This window comes from Marinomonas posidonica IVIA-Po-181 (genome assembly GCF_000214215.1).
Taxonomy (GTDB): domain Bacteria; phylum Pseudomonadota; class Gammaproteobacteria; order Pseudomonadales; family Marinomonadaceae; genus Marinomonas; species Marinomonas posidonica.
Genome location: NC_015559.1, coordinates 1,866,021 through 1,888,946, shown reverse-complemented (window position 1 = coordinate 1,888,946; position 22,926 = coordinate 1,866,021). Strand labels below are relative to the sequence as shown.

General features: G+C 41.5%; 26 protein-coding genes. 19 read left to right on the top strand and 7 right to left on the bottom strand.

Annotation, left to right across the window (positions count from 1 at the left end):
* Positions 1-112: 112 nt before the first annotated feature.
* The 6 genes from MAR181_RS08905 (at position 113) to MAR181_RS08880 (ending at position 4,647) form a co-directional block, all read left to right on the top strand.
* Complete coding sequence (locus MAR181_RS08905; protein WP_013796255.1) at positions 113-1,048, top strand: chemotaxis protein CheV; 936 nt, start codon at positions 113-115, stop codon at positions 1,046-1,048.
* A gap of 71 nt (positions 1,049-1,119) precedes the next feature.
* Positions 1,120-1,923 (top strand): TSUP family transporter, encoded by an 804-nt coding sequence (locus tag MAR181_RS08900; RefSeq protein WP_041651263.1) that lies wholly within the window; start codon positions 1,120-1,122, stop codon positions 1,921-1,923.
* A 106-nt stretch (positions 1,924-2,029) separates the two neighbouring features.
* Positions 2,030-3,022 carry a ferrochelatase gene (gene hemH, locus MAR181_RS08895; protein ID WP_013796253.1) on the top strand — a complete coding sequence of 331 codons (993 nt, stop codon included), beginning with the start codon at positions 2,030-2,032 and terminating at the stop codon, positions 3,020-3,022.
* A gap of 1 nt (position 3,023) precedes the next feature.
* A complete protein-coding gene (locus MAR181_RS08890; RefSeq protein WP_013796252.1) occupies positions 3,024-3,758 on the top strand; it encodes an HAD family hydrolase in 735 nt (244 codons plus the stop codon).
* Positions 3,755-4,132 carry a hypothetical protein gene (locus tag MAR181_RS08885; protein WP_013796251.1) on the top strand — a complete coding sequence of 126 codons (378 nt, stop codon included), beginning with the start codon at positions 3,755-3,757 and terminating at the stop codon, positions 4,130-4,132. Before MAR181_RS08890 ends, MAR181_RS08885 begins: the two co-directional genes overlap by 4 nt.
* A gap of 5 nt (positions 4,133-4,137) precedes the next feature.
* On the top strand, positions 4,138-4,647 hold the full coding sequence (locus MAR181_RS08880) for a DNA topoisomerase family protein (protein ID WP_013796250.1): 510 nt from the start codon (positions 4,138-4,140) through the stop codon (positions 4,645-4,647).
* A 16-nt stretch (positions 4,648-4,663) separates the two neighbouring features.
* On the opposite strand, the gene MAR181_RS08875 is transcribed toward MAR181_RS08880, so the two are convergent.
* Entirely contained in the window at positions 4,664-5,542 is an 879-nt protein-coding gene (locus MAR181_RS08875; protein ID WP_013796249.1) for a TIGR01777 family oxidoreductase, read from the bottom strand.
* 162 nt (positions 5,543-5,704) lie between these two features.
* Here MAR181_RS08875 and MAR181_RS08870 point away from each other — a divergent pair, with 162 nt between their 5' ends.
* From MAR181_RS08870 to MAR181_RS08840, 7 genes are read left to right on the top strand one after another with little or no spacing between them, the layout of a single operon-like run.
* Complete coding sequence (locus MAR181_RS08870; protein WP_013796248.1) at positions 5,705-6,082, top strand: sirohydrochlorin chelatase; 378 nt, start codon at positions 5,705-5,707, stop codon at positions 6,080-6,082.
* Positions 6,083-6,121: 39 nt separating this feature from the next.
* Positions 6,122-7,513, top strand: a complete 1,392-nt coding sequence (locus MAR181_RS08865; protein ID WP_013796247.1) for a Wadjet anti-phage system protein JetA family protein — start codon at positions 6,122-6,124, stop codon at positions 7,511-7,513.
* A complete protein-coding gene (locus MAR181_RS08860; RefSeq protein WP_013796246.1) occupies positions 7,513-8,160 on the top strand; it encodes a DUF4194 domain-containing protein in 648 nt (215 codons plus the stop codon). The genes MAR181_RS08865 and MAR181_RS08860 overlap by 1 nt, the downstream gene beginning before the upstream one ends.
* Positions 8,161-8,169: 9 nt before the next feature.
* Positions 8,170-11,586, top strand: a complete 3,417-nt coding sequence (locus MAR181_RS08855; RefSeq protein WP_013796245.1) for an SbcC/MukB-like Walker B domain-containing protein — start codon at positions 8,170-8,172, stop codon at positions 11,584-11,586.
* 11 nt (positions 11,587-11,597) lie between these two features.
* The gene (locus MAR181_RS08850; RefSeq protein WP_013796244.1) at positions 11,598-11,903 is read left to right on the top strand and encodes a BolA family protein; all 306 of its coding nucleotides are present in this window, start codon (positions 11,598-11,600) and stop codon (positions 11,901-11,903) included.
* Between the two features lie 24 nt (positions 11,904-11,927).
* Positions 11,928-12,230: an STAS domain-containing protein gene (locus tag MAR181_RS08845; protein ID WP_013796243.1), complete on the top strand. Its 303-nt coding sequence runs from the start codon at positions 11,928-11,930 to the stop codon at positions 12,228-12,230.
* A gap of 8 nt (positions 12,231-12,238) precedes the next feature.
* Positions 12,239-13,381 carry a SpoIIE family protein phosphatase gene (locus MAR181_RS08840; RefSeq protein WP_013796242.1) on the top strand — a complete coding sequence of 381 codons (1,143 nt, stop codon included), beginning with the start codon at positions 12,239-12,241 and terminating at the stop codon, positions 13,379-13,381.
* A gap of 13 nt (positions 13,382-13,394) precedes the next feature.
* On the opposite strand, the gene MAR181_RS08835 is transcribed toward MAR181_RS08840, so the two are convergent.
* Positions 13,395-14,030 (bottom strand): UPF0149 family protein, encoded by a 636-nt coding sequence (locus tag MAR181_RS08835; protein WP_013796241.1) that lies wholly within the window; start codon positions 14,028-14,030, stop codon positions 13,395-13,397.
* Positions 14,031-14,126: 96 nt separating this feature from the next.
* On the opposite strand from MAR181_RS08835, the gene MAR181_RS08830 reads away from it, so the two are divergent.
* The 4 genes from MAR181_RS08830 (at position 14,127) to MAR181_RS08815 (ending at position 17,954) form a co-directional block, all read left to right on the top strand.
* Positions 14,127-15,875 (top strand): RecQ family ATP-dependent DNA helicase, encoded by a 1,749-nt coding sequence (locus MAR181_RS08830; RefSeq protein ID WP_013796240.1) that lies wholly within the window; start codon positions 14,127-14,129, stop codon positions 15,873-15,875.
* 23 nt (positions 15,876-15,898) lie between these two features.
* Complete coding sequence (locus MAR181_RS08825; protein WP_245546229.1) at positions 15,899-16,435, top strand: SprT family zinc-dependent metalloprotease; 537 nt, start codon at positions 15,899-15,901, stop codon at positions 16,433-16,435.
* Positions 16,436-16,537: 102 nt separating this feature from the next.
* Positions 16,538-17,374, top strand: a complete 837-nt coding sequence (ttcA, locus tag MAR181_RS08820; protein WP_013796238.1) for a tRNA 2-thiocytidine(32) synthetase TtcA — start codon at positions 16,538-16,540, stop codon at positions 17,372-17,374.
* Between the two features lie 10 nt (positions 17,375-17,384).
* Positions 17,385-17,954, top strand: coding sequence for a YfaZ family outer membrane protein (locus MAR181_RS08815; RefSeq protein WP_013796237.1), 570 nt, complete (start codon positions 17,385-17,387; stop codon positions 17,952-17,954).
* 84 nt (positions 17,955-18,038) lie between these two features.
* Here the strand turns inward: MAR181_RS08815 and MAR181_RS08810 are convergent, their stop codons facing one another.
* Genes MAR181_RS08810 through hemN form a run of 3 tightly spaced genes read right to left on the bottom strand, consistent with a single transcriptional unit; the run spans position 18,039 to position 20,759 of the window.
* A complete protein-coding gene (locus tag MAR181_RS08810; RefSeq protein WP_013796236.1) occupies positions 18,039-18,581 on the bottom strand; it encodes an adenine phosphoribosyltransferase in 543 nt (180 codons plus the stop codon).
* A gap of 23 nt (positions 18,582-18,604) precedes the next feature.
* Positions 18,605-19,366: a fumarate/nitrate reduction transcriptional regulator Fnr gene (gene fnr / locus MAR181_RS08805; protein ID WP_013796235.1), complete on the bottom strand. Its 762-nt coding sequence runs from the start codon at positions 19,364-19,366 to the stop codon at positions 18,605-18,607.
* Between the two features lie 22 nt (positions 19,367-19,388).
* Positions 19,389-20,759: an oxygen-independent coproporphyrinogen III oxidase gene (gene hemN / locus MAR181_RS08800; protein ID WP_013796234.1), complete on the bottom strand. Its 1,371-nt coding sequence runs from the start codon at positions 20,757-20,759 to the stop codon at positions 19,389-19,391.
* A 137-nt stretch (positions 20,760-20,896) separates the two neighbouring features.
* Here hemN and MAR181_RS08795 point away from each other — a divergent pair, with 137 nt between their 5' ends.
* Positions 20,897-21,493 carry an alpha/beta family hydrolase gene (locus MAR181_RS08795; protein ID WP_013796233.1) on the top strand — a complete coding sequence of 199 codons (597 nt, stop codon included), beginning with the start codon at positions 20,897-20,899 and terminating at the stop codon, positions 21,491-21,493.
* A gap of 33 nt (positions 21,494-21,526) precedes the next feature.
* Complete coding sequence (gene tusA / locus MAR181_RS08790) at positions 21,527-21,760, top strand: sulfurtransferase TusA (RefSeq protein WP_013796232.1); 234 nt, start codon at positions 21,527-21,529, stop codon at positions 21,758-21,760.
* 45 nt (positions 21,761-21,805) lie between these two features.
* Here tusA and MAR181_RS08785 read toward each other — a convergent pair whose 3' ends face one another.
* Both MAR181_RS08785 and MAR181_RS08780 read right to left on the bottom strand, forming a co-directional pair.
* Positions 21,806-22,399 carry a CBS domain-containing protein gene (locus MAR181_RS08785; RefSeq protein WP_013796231.1) on the bottom strand — a complete coding sequence of 198 codons (594 nt, stop codon included), beginning with the start codon at positions 22,397-22,399 and terminating at the stop codon, positions 21,806-21,808.
* A 48-nt stretch (positions 22,400-22,447) separates the two neighbouring features.
* A complete protein-coding gene (locus tag MAR181_RS08780; RefSeq protein WP_013796230.1) occupies positions 22,448-22,747 on the bottom strand; it encodes a hypothetical protein in 300 nt (99 codons plus the stop codon).
* Between the last annotated feature and the right edge of the window lie 179 nt (positions 22,748-22,926).

Genomic DNA, 22,926 nt, shown 5'->3' with positions numbered 1-22,926 from the left:
ACTTCCCTATAATTAAAAAGACATCACAAAAAAATACTGTAACCCATAGCTGAATACAATATCATGGTTATAATGGAATAACGCCTTTATTTGAAAATGTGTGGAGTGATGTATGGCGAGCATGTTAGACGCTGTCGACCAAAGAACCAAGCTGGTGGGTGAAAACCGCCTAGAATTGTTAATGTTCCGTCTTGGTGGAATGCAAATGTTTGCGATCAATGTCTTTAAAGTTCAAGAGGTTGTGCAGCTACCAAAATTAAACCTGATGCCTCACAGACATCCATCAGTTGCTGGGGTAACACACTTTCGTGGTCGCACCATTCCGGTGATCGATTTGTCCGAATCCATCGGTATGAAGCCAATTGAGCGAAACGAATCCTGTAATTTGATTGTTACAGAGTACAATAATACTGTTCAGGGCTTTATGGTTGGTGAAGTAGATCGCATTATCAATATGAATTGGAATGAAATCCTTCCACCACCAGATGGTGCTGGTCGTCAGCATTACTTAACGGCGATCACCCGTGTTAATGATCGTATTGTGGAAATTATCGATGTAGAAAAAGTACTCGCTGAAATTTCACCTTATGACAGTACAGTCAGTGATGACATCATTGATAACGATCTCTTGACACTTGCAAAGGGCTTAGAAGTGCTGGTCGTTGATGACTCTTCTGTTGGTCTTGCACAATGTCGATCTACTTTGGATTTCATGGGCATCACAGTACATACTGCGACAGATGGTAAGCGTGGCTTAGAGCGACTTAAAGCGTGGGCTGATCAGGGTGAAACTGTACCTGAAAAATTGCTCATGATGATTACCGATGCAGAGATGCCGGAGATGGACGGTTATCGCCTTACTCGAGAGGTGCGAGAAGACCCGAGGCTTAAGGATTTGTACATAGTACTGCATACGTCATTAAGTGGCAGTTTTAATAAAGCCATGGTTCAAAAAGTGGGTTGTGACGATTTCTTATCTAAATTCCAACCGGATAAACTGGCTTCTTTGATTCAAGAACGAATTCGAAGCGTCGTCTATCGAGATTAACGTTTCAGCTCATCAAAAAAGCGGGCTTATGGCCCGCTTTTTTGTTTTTTTAACCTCATTATGATATGAACATGCCAATTGAATTTACTGTTTTTCTGATCTTAATCGGTCTAGCGTGCGGTTTAGTCAGTACGCAAATTAGAGTCTCTCCAGCATTAACCTGCCTAACAGCACTCTACTTTTTTTTGCCTGTGATCGGGATGCCAGTTGATCAGTATATATCGATTGTCATCGCAACCATCCTTGTCGCTTGTTTACCAATGCATCTTTATCATTGGCTGACAGCCATGAAGGCTGGTCGAGTCGAGTACTCGCTATTACTAAAATACGCCCCTGGTTTAGCGATGGGTGGCGTCATTGGCGCACAATTGGTTAGTTTGTCTAATGTGGAGGTTTTATTAGCTTTTATTTCTTTCACTTTGCTACTAAATATCTTCATCAGTGTTTTGGAATGGCAAGTCCATCAACAGCGATCTGTTCCAAACTTTCCTCTTCCCATTGGACTGTTGGCTGGTGGAATGAGTGTGTTGGGAGCCAATGATGGTCATACAGTTGCACGCTTACTTTATCAATTACACCCTCATTCAAACGAAAATAGAGATGGAACACTTCATGGTATGTCAGTATTCCTCTCATTTTCCGCCCTGATAGGGTTTGTGTTTCCAGCATTACAGCCAGTTGCGATATCTCACATAGTGGCATCAGATGCCTGGTTAGCAGGCGCCATCTACATACCCGCCGCATTGGCATTAGGCGCTGGTTTATTGTTTGGATCTCTGTTAACTCGATGGCAAGTAAGCCACTATGAACATAAAATTTTGTTAGCGTGCTTCAATCTGTATTTAATTGTGTGCTTGTTCAGAATTTGGCAATGATATCCATATCAAAAGAGATATATTGATCTTAAAATAACGTGAATTTACACGTTGTTTTGTGCCTGATGCCCTATAATGCATTAGTAAATTTCAAGGGTTTGTTTTAATGACTGATAACAAAAAAATTGGTGTGCTGTTGATGAATCTTGGCACTCCCGATGCACCTGAAACTGGGGCTGTTCGTCGCTATTTGAGAGAGTTTTTATCGGATTCTCGAGTGGTAGATTTAAATCCATTATTGTGGAAACCCATTTTGAACTTGGTGATTTTAACCCTTAGACCGCCTAAGGTCGCTAAGGTATATCAACAAGTCTGGATGGAAGGCGGCTCTCCCTTACTAGTATTAAGTCAGCGCTTAACAGACAAATTACAAATACAAGTCACGGAAGAGTTTCCTGTGCCAGTTGCGGTTGAATTGGCAATGACATATGGCAACCCAAGTGTCGAGAGTGCCGCGAATAAATTGAGAGCACAGGGGGCAGATAAAATTCTCGTGATCCCTATGTACCCTCAATTTTCATCTACCACGTCTGCGGCCGCCTATGACCGCCTTATGAAATCCTTGAAAGCTTGTCCGCATTGGCCAGAATTACATTTGGCCAGCGATTATGCAGACAACCCTTTATACATAACAGCCTTGGCGGATTCTGTACGAGCCCAATGGGAAAAGCAGGGAGAACGTCGTCATCTGGTGTTGTCTTACCATGGCATTCCAAAACGTTACGTTAGTAACGGCGACCCTTATTCACGTCGTTGTGAATTGACCAGTCGTTTGGTGGCGGAAGAACTAGAATTAGGTGACAACGATTGGACTCACGTTTATCAGTCGAGATTTGGTCGTGAAGAATGGTTAAAACCTTATGCCGACGAAACGTTGAGAGCCTTGCCTGATATGGGCATTAAAAAAATCAACGTCATCAGTCCGGCCTTTTCAATTGACTGCATTGAAACCTTGGAAGAGGTCACGCTTGAATTGGGTGATGAGTTTAAACACAGTGGTGGGGTAGCATTTGACTATATTCCAGCCTTAAACGATAGTCCGGATCAAATTGCGCTCTATATGAACATCATTGAAGATAACATTAAAAATTGGACTTGATATGAAAGAAACACGCCAAGCTTTTAAAACCATAGCATTTGATGCTGATGATACCTTGTGGCGTAACGAAGAAATATTCATGAATGCTCAAGATGAGTTTATTCGATTGCTCTCGCCTTACCATTCTGAAACCTATATTCGAGATCATCTTGGTGAAGTGCAAATCAGAAACTTAGAACACTTTGGTTATGGCATTAAAGGTTTTACTCTTTCCATGATTGAAACCGCCATCGAATTAACGGAAGGGCGCATTCTCGGTAGTGAAGTTCATCAAATTATTGATTTAGCAAAATGCATGGTTGCTATGCCAGTTGAAATATTGCCAAATATTGAAGTTGTGCTTAAAACACTTCAGTCAGAATGCCAACTTATGGTGATTACCAAAGGGGATTTACTTGACCAAGAGAGTAAGTTCGCTCGTTCAGGTATTGTCGATTACTTTGATGTCATAGAAGTGGTAAGTGAAAAAACGCCTGCGACCTATGAGCAGATTCTCAACAAACATCACATCCGTACCGAGGACTTCTTAATGATAGGGAATTCCCTTAAATCGGATATTTTGCCGGTTCTCGACCTAGGAGCAAAAGCCATTCATATCCCATACCACAGTACCTGGGCTCATGAGCTGGTTGATGATACAGTCTTGGCGGAATACGATGATTTGGTGCAGCTATCGGATGTAATGCAAGTTCTCGAGTATTTGCACTGTAAAAAGGCTCAAGAGGTAGTGGTATGACACGCCATCATTTAATGATTGTATTGTTGAGTTTGATGATCAATGTCGTGCACGCAGACGACTCAACGCTTGATAAAGCAAAAAACAATGTCATAGAATTTTGGGAAAATGCGAAAAGTACAGGCTCTGACGTAACCGACAAAACGTCCGAAAAGGCTAGTGAGATAGGCAGTAAAGCAGCGGCGCTTGGAAGTAAAGTGCGTCATAACGCTAAAGAAACGGGAGTAATTGTCTGGGAAAGCTTGCAAGAAGCAGGCTCAGCCACTGCCGATGCGGCTCGAAAAGGGGCCTCAAAAGTACGTACTGTTTTTGCAGAAGACGATAAAAACAAGTGTCAGGAGGATTCTGCTCTTTGTTATAAAGACAAGAAGTGATCATCATGCCAAAGGATTCCAAAACATCACACTTGCCAAGCAGTCATTGGGAACAGGAGTTTCTAAACCAAGATGACGCCAAAGTTACTGTGGCTCAAATTCGTTACCGGTGCCCAAAATGCCAAAGTTTGCTAAGGCAAAAGCAAGGCGCCAATGGCGTGTTTTGGGGCTGTGAGTCTTACCCAAATTGTGACTACACAGCGAATGATCAAGAGGGAAAGCCGGTTCGAGCAAAACGCTATTTATGCCCAGCATGCCAGTCACCACTTCGCAAAAGGCAGTTCAAAGATAATGTTTTTTGGGGCTGCTCAAATTACCCTGATTGTAAAGTCACGGTAGAAGATGATGAAGGTGCGCCATCAGCAACGAAAAAGTACCCATGTCGAGCCTGTGGTCACTACCTTGTCCGAAAGAAAAGTAAAAATGGCTATTTTTGGGGCTGTATAACCTATCCCAAATGCACTCACACACTCAACGATGACAAAGGCTTACCCGAGCTACGAAAGAAACGCTAAGGGCATATACAATGCTTCAATTTCCTTCTATGTCTTTAAGGGCTTGATTCAATTGCTCAAATTGAAACTGATAACCTTGTTTTGACAGCTTGTCAGGAATGACTTTAGGGCCATGAGTTAGTAGGGTCGACATTTCACCGAATAGCATTCTAAATACCCATTGAGGCGTCCAAATGATGGCTGGACGCTTTAGGCTTTTGGCGTAACATTTGGCAAATTCAGCTTGTGTTGCATTGTTAGGCGCGACCAGGTTATAGACTCCTTGATACGCGGAATCACTTATCGCATTTAAAATACACTGTTTCACATCGTCTAAATGAACCCAGTTGAACCATTGTTTTCCGGAAGCAATCTTGCCACCGAGCCCCAAACGATAGGGCAGTCGCATTTTATTTAACGCGCCGCCATGACCTAATACAACCCCCAACCTAAAAATGACCACACGGCTTTCATTAGCGGTCGAGTCCGTCACTGAGTGTTCCCACAACCGACATAATTGATGAGCAAATCCAGAAGCAGGAGGCGTGTTTTCGATGAACTCACCTTCATTGGTCATCCCATAAAAGCCAACAGCCGACATAGAAATGACAGTTTTAGGTGGATGTTGTAATAAATCAAAGACGCGGTTGGTCAGATTGACACGGCTGTTCAACAGGGTTTGTTTACGCTTCAAAGTCCATCGTTGAGCCGCAATACTTTCTCCCGCAAGATTGATGAATGCATCAAAGGTTTGGGTTAACTGAGAGAGCGCTGAAAAATCAATCTGTTTGACTTCTATGGGCAAGTCATTGGATTTTTTGCGAACAAGCGCAAAAATCTCTGAGCCACTTTTCAATAGCTCATCCACTAATGAGCGTCCAATAAACCCTGTTGCCCCTGTCATTAAAATCTTCATGGTAAATCCTTATGATTTTTTATTATTCAGACTGTGAGTAAACGTCCAAAAACTAAAATTGGATCAAGCAGTTCTTTGTTTTTGCGTTTTTTTAATTCGCACCTTCTTTTTCTCTGACAGGATGGCTAAAATGGTAACCATTGTTAATATTTAGGTAAGATAATGTTACGCAAAGAATACGATCACATCATACTTCTGGCACACGGAAGTCCCGATCCTCTTTGGAAAGAGCCATTCGAAACCCTTCACCATCGAGTCGCAGAACTTTATGGTGAGGCAAATACAAGCTTAGCCTATATGGAACTAACCACGCCGTCTTTAGAAGACGTAGTTGAAAAACTGAATGCAGATGTGACGTCTGTGGCCGTTTTACCACTTTTCCTAGCAGTTGGACGGCACTTACGCACGGATGTGCCAGCTCAAATAGAAGCACTTCAAAGCGAAAAATTAAACATTGTATTACTGCCACCAGTCGGTGAAGATAATGCCGTTAAAAAAGCAATGGAAAGTGTGATAGCTGGATATTTAGGTAAGGAATAAGAATGCGATTGTTTTTAGTGAAGCCATGGAGCCATGACAATGTTGTTTAGTCATTTGCCAGATGAAATTTTTCAGGCGTTAAGCGGCTCGAATAAGACTCTCATCGAAGCAGTACTCAAAGATCTAGCTGACGTTTTCTATGATCATGCCGAGGATCCGATAAAAGATAAGTCCACCATTATTGAGTCAATTGAAGATACCCTTCATAAGCTGGATACCTTGTCTTGGCATGAGGACCAAAAAGAGTCTTTCGATTCACCAAAAACAATTCATGATTATGCCTTGCGTATCTACCACAGATTAGTCAACACAGGTTGGCTTGTTGAAGAACAAGAGTTATATCGTGTTAGCGTGCTCATGACGCCACAGATATCCATGTTGCTTAGATCTTTGGTTGAGATCAGCAGTCATGGCAAGCGTAACTATGGCGCGACTGTGCTAAGTATTTTGAGTAATCTTGAGGCCGTAGCAAAGCAACCGAAAGAAAGAGGCGTGACACTTCGCCAATCGGCTGAAGCTGCGCGCGAATTTTCGGCACACTTGAATCAAATTTTATTAGGTATTCGTAGCTTGCAACGTGAGTTATTTGCCAGCCGAGACCCCAAAGCCATTGTTTCTGGTTTTTTTGATTTATTTGTTGAAGGCATTTTAATCGCCGACTACAAAACCATTAAAACCAGTAACAACCCGTTTCGTTTTCGCCGACAAATTCTTGAGTTAACGCAAGACTTTTTAGCCAACCCGACCACCATGGGGCAAGTCGCGCAATGTTATGTTGATCAACAACTGATTACCATGGCAGAAGCTCAAGCCATGGTTGAACAAGATTGTCGCGACATATTGAAAACGTTTAATAACATAGAGCAACGCCTAGAACGGATTGACGAATATCGTTATCGGTTGGAAAAACGTGCCGCGGATACCGCCCGTTATATGGACAGTTCGCGTCCTGGCATGGCGACTAAAATTGCCGGTATTATCAGTGATGTGGCGAAATTCGACCATTTGCCAGTAATGAAACAAGTGGTTGGTTCACGTTTCGTTGGCATGGCTTCAGCAGCACAACCGACAAAACGTCGTGAGGCTCCGCCACCTCGTATAATGACGCCTGCCGAAGTGTCGGCTGATGCCATTAAATTTAGAGATCAGCAACGTCGATTCCATGAAGCTCGTCAGGTGACAGTTGCTAAAATGCAGACTTATCTTGAAAAACAAATGGCGAGCAGCACTCAGAAACACATTCTGGATTTTACCATTTCATCAGTGGAAGACTTTGTTTGCTTTGATCATCTTCGTTACATCGGCTCTTTAGGCGTGAGTGCGAAGAAATTAGAAAATGTGTTTGAAATACAATTTACCGATCAATTTGTAGATGTTCATGATTTTGTTGAATGCCGTGAGTTCAATGTTGTACGTAGGAGCGAAGCTTAATGCTTAAAGAATTAAAAAAGGTCGTTGAAGAGTCAGGAAAGGACGCACAAGAGTTCCAACAGACAGCGAATTATGTCATTGCCAATCAATTTGCCAGTGCTTACAAACACGGCCAACGCAAACACTACTTATTACTTGAATCTTATCAAGAATATTTTGATCGCTTATTTGATGCCCTTGGCATGAAACTCTACATTAATGAAAATGAACGTTTGGCAGGGGTTTTACCTGTGCAGAGAGAAGCTTTTGTTCGATTGAAAACCGACGAAACTTTATTCTTGCTTGTACTACGACAAATATACGAAGAGAAAATTGAAAATTTCGAAGTGGACAACGGTTTTGTGGCTACGAATACCCACACTATTTTAGATCGCTTTGTGCATTTGGTAAAACGAGAGATCCCAAGTGAAACTCGCTTTAAAGATATTTTATCTTTATTCAGTCGTCATGGGGTGATCATCCGTGGCAAAACTTATGAAGAAGACAGCAAAAACCAGATCATCAATATTACGCCTGTGGTACGCCTGATTGTCACGGAAGCTTATTTAAGACAATTAGAGTCTTTCAATGGAACAGACCCAGATGAAGACGATATAGAAAGTGACGACAGTGATGTTGAAATCACCTCTGAGACGAACCAAGACTAGGGCCTGATAATGAAAAAGTTAAATCGTATTGTATTAGTAAATTGGTACCTACTTGGTGCAGAAGAAATCAACATTCGCGGTAATACCGCCATTATTGGACCAACCGGATCAGGCAAATCGTCATTACTGGATGCCATTCAAACTGTGTTGACCGGTGCCAGTAAACGTCACTTAAATTACAACGCCAGTGCCAATGATGGAAAGGCGAGTGGTCGTAGTATTCGTTCCTACATTTTAGGGATGATCGATTCTGGTCAAGCCAATGCAAAAGTATTTGGAACAGAGCCAAGACAAGATGCCACCTGTTACCTTGCCTTAGTGTTTGAAGACAGTGTCACAGGAAAAGAGTCAACTGTCGGGCTCACTTTAAGTGCCTCTCTGGCGTCGCCGGAAGAAGACGTATTAGGGCGTTTTGTCTTACCTAATTTTGGTGCACGTAAATCAGACTTCATTGATGCAATGGAAGGTAAGAGCTACAAAGCCAAGCCTTGGATAGAAGTTCGAGAAAGCTTCAAAAAAATCTGCCTAGATCCTTTTATCAAGTCCGGCAGTGCTTCTGCCACTCAATATATTAACCGTTACTTAGAAGAATTGAGTCCAAGTTCTGATCAGCTCATTACCATTGATGGCTTTTTGAAGAACTTCAAGAACGCACTAAAATTCGTTCCTATTGCGTCACCCACTCGGTTTGTACAAGACTTTGTTTTGACTGAAGCGCCATTACAAGTTGGCGCTTACCAAAAATCTCTGAACGAATATCGCCAGTTAGAAGCCAAAACTCTGGAAGTTTCTAAACGTATTGATGACCTTAAAATCATCCAACAAGATTGTGAGAAAAAACATCAGCACGATCAAAATGCCATTAATTACCAATGGATTGCGACAGAAGCGCGTTTTGATGAACTGGGCAGTAAACAAGATGACATTCAAGATCAATACGATTTGCAAAAAGAGCGTGAAGAGGAAATTGAAGAAGAACTAGCGACTCAATCAAGTTTGTTAAAGCAGCTTCAAGGACAACTTTTACGACTAGAGCAGCAATATGAGCATTCAGACGTTGGTTTAAAACTTCAACAGCTTGAACAAAATAAAAAGTTGATTGAGCTACAAGGTCAACAAGACCAAAAAGCCATTTTGCAATTACGTCAAATGGCCGTGCTCTTAAAAGCACTGGATGGCTTCACGGAAGTGTTATCGAAAGAGTCGATTGAGCTGGCTCAAGAATTATCATCACTGCAAACCGTGATTAGTGAAGATGGCCGCATTGATGGCAATTTAAAACCTTTGACTCAGAAACTGTCCTCGTTGAATGCCGCGTTGGACAAAGAAAAATCACTATTGTTTGGACAGCGATCAGAGCTAAACCGCAGCATCTTGAATCTAAAAGATGAATGCAAACAACTTGAGTCCGATGTGTCATCATTAAAAGGCGGCGTCAGTCCGCTGTCACAAAATACCAAACGACTCATTGCCTTATTAAAAGACGCCAATATCACGGCAACGCCTTTAAGCCATTTGGCTGAGGTTACCGAGCGCAAATGGCAAGATGCTATTGAAGGCTATTTAGGTGCACAACGAGAAGCCCTGATTGTTGAGCCTGAAGATGCAGAAGAGGCCATTCGTATCTTCCGCGCCCATCGACGTCAATTAATGGGATGTCGAGTGGTTGATACGACTCAAACAAGATTATGGTTAAGCCGAGGTGATCGTCAATCTGCATTGCGCTTTATTCGTTGTAATAATGATCATGCGCAAGCGTATTTGAATCGTCGACTGGGTGGCATTAAGCCCGTAGAAACTGAACGAGAGCTGTTAAGAGAAGACAGTGCAATGACCGCCGATGGCATGTTAAAGCTATCGGGAACCATTTCAACCATTCGTTCTGTGCCTCATATGATGGTTGGCATTAACACTGAAGGCATGCGCGAATCCCGTGAGCAGCAGCTGAAAACGCTTAGTGCAGAACTGGCCAGTTTGTTGACATCAGATCAGCGTCTTGAGCAAGCTGATGCTTTGCTTAGCCGGGTTATTGCCAACAATCAGTTTGATGTTGAGACATTGGGTAACGCCAGCCATGCGGTGACTCGCTTGGTTCAAGAACTGGAATCGGTCAACGCCGAGATCACTCAGTTACAACAACATGATGATACCGATCTACAAGAACGCATTGAAGAGCTCAAGACTCGTGTGGCAAATGTTGAGTTAGAGCAGAAGAAGCTAGATCGTGAACGTCAACAGATTGCAGAGCAATTTGGTGCTCTCAATACACAAAAAACGCAACTGAGTTCTGCCTTATCCGCACTGGATGAAGAACGTACACGTTTGACTTCCAATCCAAAATACGACGCAGAGTTTGCCAGTGAGCGATATTCATTACTGGAAAGTAGTATGGTCCATGGCGCGGCCATTTATAAGGAAGCCATTAGTCGAGCGGACAAAGCCAGTGAAAAAGCTCGTAGCTTCGATCAGAAAGTTCGTAAAGAAGTCGCTGATCACTATGCCAAATACCATCAAGCGAATCTAGACAATGATACCCAATTGGATTACCTCGAGTCGAAATTTGAAGAATTTGAGCATTACGTTTCTTACCAAATTGACATTTTGAGTGAAACTGAGCTGGCTAAATACGCTAAACGCGCTGAGATTGCTCGTCGTGAAGCCGAAGAAACCTTCCGCTCTGACTATGTATCAAAACTCAAAGACTCCCTAGATCAAGTGGCGCACATCATCCGTGAATTGAATCACAGTTTGAAACGTCGCCCATTCAACCAAGAAATCTATCAATTCCGCTATTACCCAAATGGCGACATGAAAGACATTTTGGATTTAGTGGAACGCTTTAGTGCACAAGATCAAGCGAATGTTGGTGGTTTATTTGACCCTCAAATGGGCAATGACCCAGAGCATGCTCGTGCTATTGAGGCCATCCAAGAATTGATTTCTGACGAAGAGAAGCAACAAGACCTTGCTGATTACCGTAAGTTCTACAACTTTGAAGTCGACATACTAGACAGCGATGGCAATAAGAAAACCACCTTGAGTCAACGTATTCAGACGGGGTCTGGTGGGGAACACCAAATTCCATTTTATTTGGCAATAGCGGCTGCGCTTTCTACCACGTATCGCTTACATGAAACCATGGATGGGGATATCGTTGGCGGCTTCTCCTTGGCCATGTTTGATGAAGCCTTCAATAAGATTGATATGGTAAAAACATCCACTTGTATGGGCTTTATGAAAGACATAGGCTTACAAGTAATCGCCGCGGCACCTGATGATAAGCGAGCCGTCATGGCGGCTAACATGGATACCATTATCAGCGTTTGGCGAGAAGGTGGTGCTGTCTCTATTGATGTTGCTTATCCAAAAGAAAAAGGCCAAGTGTTATTGAACGGTCAAACTGAAAGTTTATTAACATCCGCTTAATCGAGAGAAACATGATAATTCAGCAGCAAATACATCAACGTTTACTAGAGTCACTTGATGTTCATCACCTGATACTGGAAAACGAAAGCCATATGCATAATGTGCCAGTTGGCAGTGAATCTCACTTTAAATTAGTGATGATTTCAAATGATTTTATCGGCAAAAGACTCGTTCAAAGACATCAGCTGATATACGCCAGCTTACAAGAAGAAATGCAGCACATTCATGCTCTTGCTATGCATCTTTATACATTGGATGAATGGCAGGATCGTGAGCAATCCGCCCCTTTATCACCTAAGTGCCACGGAGGAGAGTAGGCTGGTTAGCCTGTCTCAAACTGTATGAGTATTACTGTAAACCATGATGACAAAAGCAACACAGTCACTATCAGCTTAATGGGCAGTTTCGATTTTTCCTTGTTTAATGACTTTCGAGCTGCTTATACTGACTTGGACAAAACATTTGATCGCTACATTATTGATATGTCTTCTGTTGAGTATTTGGACAGTGCGGCTCTGGGCATGTTGTTGAGTATGCGCAATGCCATTCCTGCTGAACAGGAAATTGATCTGAAAGGGGCAAATGCCTTTATCAAGAACATCCTAATGATTTCTCGCTTTGATAAGCGCTTTAATATTATATAAAGAGAAGAATGAAATTATTATGCATAGATAGCGAGCCTGTCTACCGAGACATCCTGACACTTTGCGCAGAAAGAGAAGGGCTTAATGTTAAAACGGTGGCCTCATACGATGAAGCCATTGAAGCCTTTAAAGACTTTGTGCCAGATATTGTGACATTGGACGTCATCATTAAAGGTGGTAATGGTCTCGATTTGGTGAAAAAACTTAAGAACCTAAGCGGTAAACGTTTTGTTCCTATGCTTTTTCTTGCCTCGTATACGTCTGATTCAGTAATGGATCGATGCTTCCATTCAGGTGCGGACGATTTCCTTCCAAAGCCATTTGATGAAATGCTTTTCAATATTCGTCTTAAGACCCATATGCGTCACGTCGCTTTGGTGAAAGAGATGTATAAGAAAAATAAAGCACTGACTTTCTTTCAAACCATGATTGAACGCGAGCATGAAATGGCTCATCAGGTGCTTGATCATATCCAGACCAGAAGCGAGAAAAACTCTGACCAAGTCGTCATAACACGTATTGCGGCTGCCAGTTTTAATGGTGATCTAGCTCTGGTTAAAACCCGTGCAGATGGTGCTAGATTGGTTTTTGTCGGCGATTTTACCGGACATGGTTTACCAGCATCGATTGGGGCCTTGCCCGTCATGCAAACCTTTTTCGATGCGGTAGATGACCTAACAAGCCTAAGCGAGTTAGCAATAAGAATTAATAAAACCTTAAACAGTATTCTGCCTGATTACATGTTTTGTGCAGGTTATTTAATTTTGTTGTTACCGGATGGTCATTTCAGTTATTGGGGCGGTGGTATGCCTGATGCCATGATTCGCCGTTCGTCAGGCAAATTGGATTGTTTGCAATCTCGTCATATGCCGTTAGGGGTACAATCGACTCATGAGTTTGATTCAAGCTTAGAGCGTGATCATTTAAAAACGGGCGACACCTTAGTTATTTTATCAGATGGTGTGCTGGAATTAAAAAATGCTGAAGGAAATATGTACGGTGAAGACCAGGTGAAATCGCTCATTAAGATGTCATATGCAGATGAAAATCTCATGAGCGCACAAACAAAAACGGAGCAGGAATTAGAAGAGTATTTAGGAGACGCAGTACAACTCGATGACATCACACTAGTTGCACTGCGCACACATTAAAAAGCCAAATAACTTATTTGGCTTTTTTCTTTTTATGATTACTGCCTTTATTAGGCGTTTTTTTAGGCATTGGTTTCTTTTCTGGTTCGGTTCTAAGCACCAAAAATAGGTCCGTTACCACTTCAGGAATTTGGGCGATGCAAGACGCGGTAAGTTTGTCACTGGCACGAATTTCGAGCACTTCTTTATCATCAAACAGATCAGACGCCACCATCACTGGCAAAAGTAACTCGGCCACAATCTCTTCTTTTTCAGATTCAAACCACTGAACTTCCGTCATGAAAACACCTTCCATGAAACCGGTCGCCCATTCTTGAAGCTCACTTAGCTCCTCAGCGGAGGTCCCCATTTCAATGTCACAAGGCAGTAAGAAGCCCTCTTCAGATTCAAGTTCTTTTTGAATATCGGTGAATAAGCGAGTCAGATACTGTGTAATTTGCTTTTCTTGCTTTTCGTTTTCATACTTAGGTGCTTCTTCAAATACAACAGGCAGCCAGTCTGATACGGAAATCGGTTTAGGGCAAATGGCCAAAGCGGTTAAAAAACCATGAGCCATCACAAAGTTTTGACATTCTTCGTGAACCTGGTCTGAATCTAAAAAATCTTCTAATGTTTCTAGTTCCAGATCATCAAGAGGTTGGTGTGCCATGTATTTAAATTCCTAATGTTAATTTAGACTGTGATTCTAGCGAAAAGACCCAGAAAAATCGATGCAGAAGCCTCGTAAATCAGAGATAATTGTCTTATGACTTTGAAAAAACGACAGGCTCTTAAGCGCTTAGGTTACTCAGATTATAGACCTCTCCAAGAAGAAGCGATCGACGCTTTATCAGCAGGGCAGGATGTTGTCCTTGCGGCACCAACCGGTGGTGGAAAATCGCTCATATACCAATCAGTCGGTTTAATTCGTCATGGTGTCGCTGTGATTATCAGTCCACTGATCTCTCTAATGACTCAGCAAGTAGATCAATTGAATGCAAAAGACATTCATGCCAAATTTCTCAACTCCACTTTAAATCCAGGTGAGCAAGATGATTTAGTTTGGTCCATTCGCCATGATCGCATCGAATTTTTATATTTGTCGCCTGAAAAGCTGATCCAACCATCAGTAATGGGCTTTTTGCAAAGTGTTGATATTGCTCTGTTCGCCATTGACGAAGCCCATTGCATTGCGCAATGGGGAGGGGATTTCCGCCCCGAATACAGCCAACTTGGGAAAGTTAAGCAATCTTTTCCGACTATTCCAATCATTGCGCTAACAGGAAGTGCTGACAAACAGACTCTAGCAGGCATTCAAACCTCATTAGGCATTCCAAACGCGGACTTGATTAAGGGCAGCATTGATCGACCCAACATCCAAATTCAAATTGCCCAGAAAAAACAAGCCAAGCAACAGATATTGTATTTTCTTCATCATGAAGTCTCTGGTCAATCCGGTATTATTTATTGCCGATCACGTAATAAAACAGAAGAATTGTGCGCTTGGCTAAGCCATCTAGGCTTCAATAGCTTAACCTATCATGCTGCGATGAAAGATGAAGACAAACAACGAAACCATGCCACATTCTCTCGAGAAACAGGCACCATTATGGTCGCCACAACCGCATACGGCATGGGAATTGATTTACCTCAAATACGTTTCGTGATTCATATGGATATTCCTAACACTCCTGAAGCCTATTACCAGGAAATAGGTCGTGCAGGTCGTGATAATGAGCCAGCGAAAGCACTGCTCTTGTATGGGTTGCAAGATATGTTAAAAGCCCAACAACTGGTGAGCGATACGCCTGAGCAAGCGCGAGTGGAATTAGCAAAACTCACGCGCTTATTTCAGATATTGGAAAATCGGCAATGTCGTAAACTCAGTTTATTGGCGCATTTTGATGAGATATCGACACCATGTGGCATTTGTGATCGCTGTATTAGTAAGCAGGCAGAACATAATGCCACTATTGCCAGCCAGAAACTCTTGTCCTTAATCTATTACACCAAAGGCACTCAAGCTTTCTCTACTCTCATTCAAATTTTGCTCGGCAAAAGAACCAAAACAACCTCCAGCATTCAAGCTGAGAAATTGCCATTATTTGGAAAGGGTAAGGAGCTAACAGAAGCTCAATGGAAAACCGTTATTAGACACCTTTTGGCGTTTGAATACATTCAGCTAGTAGGAAACCACTCTTTCCTTATCCAGTTGAATGAAAAAGCCCGCCAAGTACTAAAGGGACAAAGTCAAGTCATTCTAGCAAACGACCATTATTACCCAAGGATGACGGAAGAAGAATTGATGAAAGATCATGCTAATTGGCACAAAGTAAAAACTTGGCTGTACAACCAACAAGAAATTAATATGACAGATGGACAATTACGAAAAATCTGTCAGCATAAACCGACAACAGCTGCCTCACTTAGTCGTTTGTCGGGTATTTCAATTGACGAAGTCAGTCGGTTCTCAGATTCTCTTTTAAGCCTTTTGCATGAAAAAAGCATTAACTAACCACTTTCTTGATGTTTGATTGTATGAATACCAATACGAGCATAGACTTAGAAATCCTTGAGCTGCAACACCAGGTTGAGCTCTGCTTTGAGCTTGCTGAAACGTTTTTCAATCATAAATTCCAACCTTCTCATTGTAATTTCAAACAAAAAGGGCGAGCCGCTGGCACCGCTCATTTACAGAAAAATGAACTTAGATTTAACCATTTTATGTATCAACAAGACCCAGTTGAATTTTTAAACACGGTCGTTCCTCATGAAGTGGCACATATTATCGTCTATCAAATTTACGGCACTTCAGTTCGCCCGCATGGTAAAGAATGGCAAGCCGTTATGAAAAAGGTGTATCAGCTTTCTCCTAACCGAACCCACACATTCGACTTACCCCCAACCAAAAACAGCTACCTATACGCTTGTACTTGTCGTCAGCATGAATTTACCAAGCGGCGTCATTCGCGTGCCCAAAAGGGGGTTGAATACATTTGCAAGCAATGCCATTCCTGTTTAACCTTCATCAAAGACATGCATCAGACAGAAAGCGCCACGTCAAACGACATGTAAATAATGGATTTTCATGCACATTTTATGCTTCTATTTCATTTTTGATGCGATGTTGCTGAGCTTATAGTAAAATGATCTTGTTTTATTTTTAGTGTGTGAATAATGGATTTAACAAATCGTCCCAAAGAAAAACTGGAGCTTAATAAGCTTCAAAAGCGTTTGAGAAGACAAACGGGCCAAGCCATTGCGGATTTCAATATGATTGAAGAAGGCGATAAGGTCATGGTCTGTCTTTCAGGCGGCAAAGACTCTTACACTATGTTGGAGATCTTAAGAAATTTACAAGCCAGCGCCCCCATTGATTTTTCAATTGTGGCGGTGAATTTGGACCAAAAACAACCCGGCTTCCCAGAACATATTTTGCCAGCCTACCTGAAAGAAACGGGGGTAGATTTTCATATATTGGAGCGTGATACTTACAGTATTGTGAAGGAAGTGGTGCCAGATGGTAAAACCACTTGTGGACTTTGCTCACGTCTACGCCGGGGTTCACTTTATGGATTTGCAGAAGAGATTGGTGCGACAAAAATTGCACTAGGGCATCATCGTGATGACATTCTAGAAACATTATTTTTGAATATGTTTTTTGGTGGACGTCTCAAATCTATGCCACCTAAACTATTAAGTGATGATGGCAAGCATGTAGTCATTCGTCCTCTCGCATATTGCAAAGAAAAGGATATTGAGGCTTTTTCCGAATTGAAAAACTACCCAATCATTCCATGTAACTTATGCGGTTCCCAGGAAAACTTACAACGCCAAGTAGTTAAAGACATGCTACAAAAATGGGAAAAAGACTATCCAGGCAGAACGGACACTATGTTCACTGCGATGCAAAATGTTGTACCTTCTCATTTAGCAGACACAGAACTTTTTGACTTTAAAGAGCTGAAGCAATCCCCATCAGCTTTTGATCGATTGAACATTATTTCACTATAGGATTTGAGAAATGAATTTGAATATTAAAACCGTTTTTTTAGCGTTTGGCCTTTTGGGTTCTACTATTGCAGGAGCATCTACGGCTGGAGTCAACTTAACAAACGAAACGGTTCAAGGTAATGTAAACCTAGATATGGGCTCTTTTGGAATTGGCGCTGGTCTATCTCACGATAAAGATGAATCCACTTCAACTGGTTATCTTGGCTTAAGTGTTCAAGATTCAGAAGGTGGCGGTGGACCACTAGAAATAGGTATTGGAGTGCGTTTATACGCAATAGATGCAGAGCTTGAAAATGACGATGATGAACTCTCTCTTGCCTTAACCCTAGGTGGCTGGTACCGCTATACATTGCAACAGGCGAATCGAATCAGCCTCTATGGTTCTGTTTATTATTCACCAGAAGTCCTTTCCTTTACCAACTTGAATCATATGTACACTTATGATTTCCGCTTAGAATATATGACCATGAGAAACGCCCGCGCTTATTTGAAGTATGGCAATACTGTCATTGTCTATGAAAATGGATCTCGTAAAGAAACAAACAAAGGCGTATCTATTGGTGCAACGGTTGATTTCTAACAAAGCTTAATGTCAAAAGAGACTAAACGCTTGTAATAAAAAAGGTGACCATAAGGTCACCTTTTTTATTTATGGAATCACTTATTATTCGCCGTCAAAAGCACAAAGACTGTAAACAGGCACATTACTGTCTCTCAACTTTTGGCTACCACCTAAGTCAGGTAAATCAATAATGGCAGCGACTTCTTTAATATCAGCACCTTGCTGAGTAAGGAGCTTTATCGCCGCAAATAAGGTACCACCAGTAGCAATGAGATCATCAAAAAGCAAAACATGATCGCCTTCTTTCACAGAGCCTTGTTGAATTTCAAGTTCCGCTTCGCCGTATTCCAATGCGTATTTCTGAGAAATTGTCTTACCTGGTAATTTTCCTTTCTTACGCACTAGAATAAGCGGCTTTTGCAGTTCATACGCTAGAACGGCCGCAATCAAAAAACCACGCGCATCAATGCAAGCAATGTGAGTGATATCAGAGTCAATATAGCGATGAATGTATGCATCCACAACCATCCTCATTCCTTTTGGGTCACTAAAAATCGGGGTGATATCCCGAAAACTAATACCTTCCTTTGGCCAGTCTTCTACCGTTTGAATGAGTGATTTGACATAAAAATCATCGTAGAGCATCTCTAAAATTGCCTCTGTATTAATCAAAAGTGTGCAATTTTATCACAATCATTGGCCACGCCAACGAGTTTTTGCATTTCTTCAAAATTAACAATCTCAATCTCTTTACCATCCACATGAATCAATTCATTTTTTTGAAAACGTGTGATGACACGACTAACAGTTTCGACCGCAAGACCAAGGTAATTACCAATCTCACCTCGAGACATGGACAATCGAAAAGACGAAGCAGAGTAACCACGACGTTTAAAGCGATTTGATAAGTTAAGTAGGAATGAGGCCACTTTTTCATCTGCATTTTTTTTCCCTAGCAAAACCATCATTTGCTGATCATCAGAGATCTTACGACTCATGATCTTGAAAATTTGATGTTTAAGTGAGGGGATTTGTGTAGATAGTTCTTCCAAATGACTAAATGGTATTTCACATACCGTCGTTGTTTCTAGTGCTTTTGCAGAAACAGGGTAGGTGCTTGAGTCAATCCCACTCAAACCAAGCAATTCACTCGGACAATAAAATCCAGTAATTTGCTCTTCACCTAATGAGGTGATGTTATAGGTTTTGAGCGTGCCTGAGCGAACGGCGTATAAAGAATCAAAACTATCACCCTGCCTAAATAAGAACTCGCCTTTTTTAAGAGGTTTCTTTCGCTCAATAATTTGATCTAATCGGTTGATGTCTTCATCCGCTAAAGCGATGGGCAAACACAATGCACTCAAACTGCAATTTTGGCATTGAGACGTTAGTTTACTGCTGAACCTTGGCTGCGTGTGTGTGATAGCCATGTATATTCTCCCTAATCCTGATCTAGATAACTTTAGAATATTTGATTGTCCCATTAAGGTATTTGTCAAAAACCATACAAATGCCACGTATTAACAACCTGCCGCGCCCTGTGACTTGAATCCCTGTCTTTTTTTGAGAACCGATAAACTCTAACATGCCATCATTAAGCATAGGTTGGAGCTTCTCAAGTTCATTTTCGAAATATTCGGAAAATCTAATGTTATATTGATTTTCAATCTTGTCAAAGTGTAATGAAAACTGGGATATTAAGGACATAATGACATCATGACGTATTTTGTCATCTGTATGGCTGATATAGCCTCTCGCAATGGCTAACTGACCCTTTTCTATACTGCCTTTATAATCAGTTAAATCTACATGGTTCTGCATATAAACACCATGCAGGTTACTGATACCAGAGACACCAAATGCCACCAGATCCGTATCTGCATGTGTCGTATAGCCTTGGAAGTTACGATGAAGATGACCCGTTTTTTGGGCCAGCGCAAGGGAATCCTCAGGTTTGGCAAAATGGTCCATACCAATGTATTCATAACCTGCGTCAACCAAATATTGAATGCTCATTTTTAGTATAGATAACTTTTCACTGGCGATAGGCAAACTTTCTTCTGGAATGCGCTTTTGCGACCGAAAACGTTCGGGTAAGTGAGCATAATTGAATAAAGAGATCCGCTCAGGCGATAGTTTAATCACTTCATCAAGGGTTTTACGAAATGCTGTCTCAGACTGAAATGGTAAACCATAAATTAAATCAAAGTTAATGGATTGGATACCGAGTTCACGAGCCTCCTTCACCAAATTAGTCACCAGATCGATCGATTGGATACGATGAATAGACTGCTGAACTTTTGCATCAAAGTCCTGAATTCCCAAACTAATCCGATTAATGCCCATCGTCACTAACAGCGCTAATTTTTCACGATCAATTTCCCTAGGATCAATTTCAATACTGTAATCTTGGGAGCCATCATTGATCAGATTAAAGTGCTGACGAATGTAATCGAACAAGGTTTTAATGTTCTCTTGGCTTAGAAAAGTCGGTGTGCCACCGCCAAAGTGTAATTGCGTTACCTGACGTTGATTGTCCATCATTAGGCTTCTTAGGCGCATTTCCTCACCAAGAAGTTCAACATAGTCTGTGGCCTTGTGGTATTGCTTTGTCACAATTTTATTGCAGGCACAGTAATAACAAAGATTGGCACAAAAAGGGATGTGAAAATATAAGCTTAGTGGTAAATCGGATGGCGCCATCATTCGATCAATCAAGGCAATCTTATTGATGCTTGAATCAAATTGTGGTGCCGTAGGGTAAGAAGTATAACGAGGGCCGGACAAGTCATACTTTGCAATTAAAGCGTCATCCCAAATCATGATGTGTTCCTATTAAAATTTCTAATAGAAAGTTTACTCTTTCGTTTGATGTGGATGCCTGACACAGATCAATAAACTTAGACCAACTCAACACAAAACTTTATAATAAGCTTTATTTTCCACAGATTTAAAACCTTATGACACTACCTTTTTATGTGGCTCACGGTGCTGGAGCAGGGCATCTAAGTGACTTTTTGATTCAGCTTAAACAGTCTCTACAGAATGCATCATCGACAAAAGTAACCCCGGTTACCTTTGATTATATGACACAACAAGAGGCCACTGGCAAACGAAGACCGCCGACTCAATTTAAGAGATTGGTAGTAGAATATGAACACTGTCTATTGAATGAAACGGCGTGTGTGGTAGCTGGTAAATCAATGGGAGGGCGTGTTGCGACCCAGTTATCAAAACTTGATCAGGTTAAAGCGATTGTGTGTTATGGTTTTCCATTTTATCCACCTAGAAAGCCAGAAAAGCACCGTTTGTCTTTTTTAGAGAACCTAGAAAAGCCATGTTTGATTATTCAGGGAACTCGAGACCCATTGGGGAATTTGGATTGGGTTAGCCAACAAAAGTTGCCCCAAAATGTAGAAATTCATTGGGTTAATGGCGCTGATCATGACTTCAAAGTTTTAAAGAAATACAATAAGGACCAAGCTGAAGTGATCGAGGAGATTGCTCAGGTTACATCTGAATGGCTACAGAAAAAGCTAATCCTGTCGCCATCCTAATTTCATTGTTCAAATTCTATATAGAGGATATACATGGAACACCAAGCCGAGCTTGATGCGACTGGATTATTGTGCCCTGAACCCGTAATGATGTTGCACGCCAAAATGAGAGAGATCTCTGCAAAAGAGGTACTAAAAGTCACCGCAACAGATCCGTCAACGACTCGAGATATCCCAAAATTTTGTCAATTTCTTGGTCACGCTTTAGTGAAGCAGATTCAGGAAGAAGATACCTATTACTATTGGATTCAAAAGAAAGAGGCCTAATCATGATTAGGCCTCACCTTATATAAGAGCAAGCAACCTCAAAAACTAAGCCACTCTAAGTTTTTGAGCCACTTTTTTATCCTCTTCTAGTGCGATTTTATAGACCTGTTGAAAACTTGAGAAGGACACGTCTATGTCCAATCTTAATTCTCTAGCCACATCATTAGATGAAACCAATCCACGAATCGCCTTAGTTGCTTCGTCAATGACTAGCAAGTGTTGGTAGTGATTATTACGCTGACTAAACAAAAGAGACTCAATATCTGAATTCTTTAAAGACTTGTAGGACAAAGCCAAAAGCACTTCTTTTGGGCGCATTAAATCGGCTACAAGTAATTCAGATCTTTGATAACCATCCGCCACTTGGCGAATAAACACGTCTTCAGACAAGTCTTCCAAACTGATCACACCAATAAAATGATTGTTTGAATCGACAACCAACTTCATTCGTACATGCTCTTTGCGCATTAAAGTCACTAATTCATCGGCCCGAACATTTGATTCTATTACCCTTGGTCCACCTGCAGTGAAGTCAGTAAACACTGTTAGGGCAGAGGAATACAAGTTAGTGTTGTCTGCCGCGTGAGGCCAAGTTAATTCATTTACATCTTTTGTTGAAACATAGGTAAGTGTTTTCATAACGAAACTCCTTCAAAATTCAGTATTAATACAACTATTCTGAAAACGCTATGAAATGGGTGGTGCTCTTGGTTCAGTTTGATTGATGCAATTATTGGACGATATCTTAATAGGTGAGATATATCGGTTGATTAGAGCCTTGTTCAGCGGAATATAATCGCTGTAGACCAACAAAAGACTCTTATCTGAACCAAAATCCTGATCTGGGACAGCGGCTTCGCAAAATCTTTGGTCTAAACTGGGTTCAATCCAGCGCAATTGACTCACTTCTTTTGCATTGGCGCGTTGAGATATCGTCAACAAAGACGATAACAAAACCGCTAATATTACGAGTAACTGCACTTTCATATCACACCCAAAGCCATGCTCTAAGAAATTAATATAGGCCTGCTTAAAGCTAAATCACAGCCTTTTTTATTAAATTGCCCAGTATTTGCACTATGTGACGCAGTTTTTTGTATAAAGAATTCCCCTGAACTTGACCTATGTCGCCTTTCTTCACCACGCTATCGACTAACATCACCCCG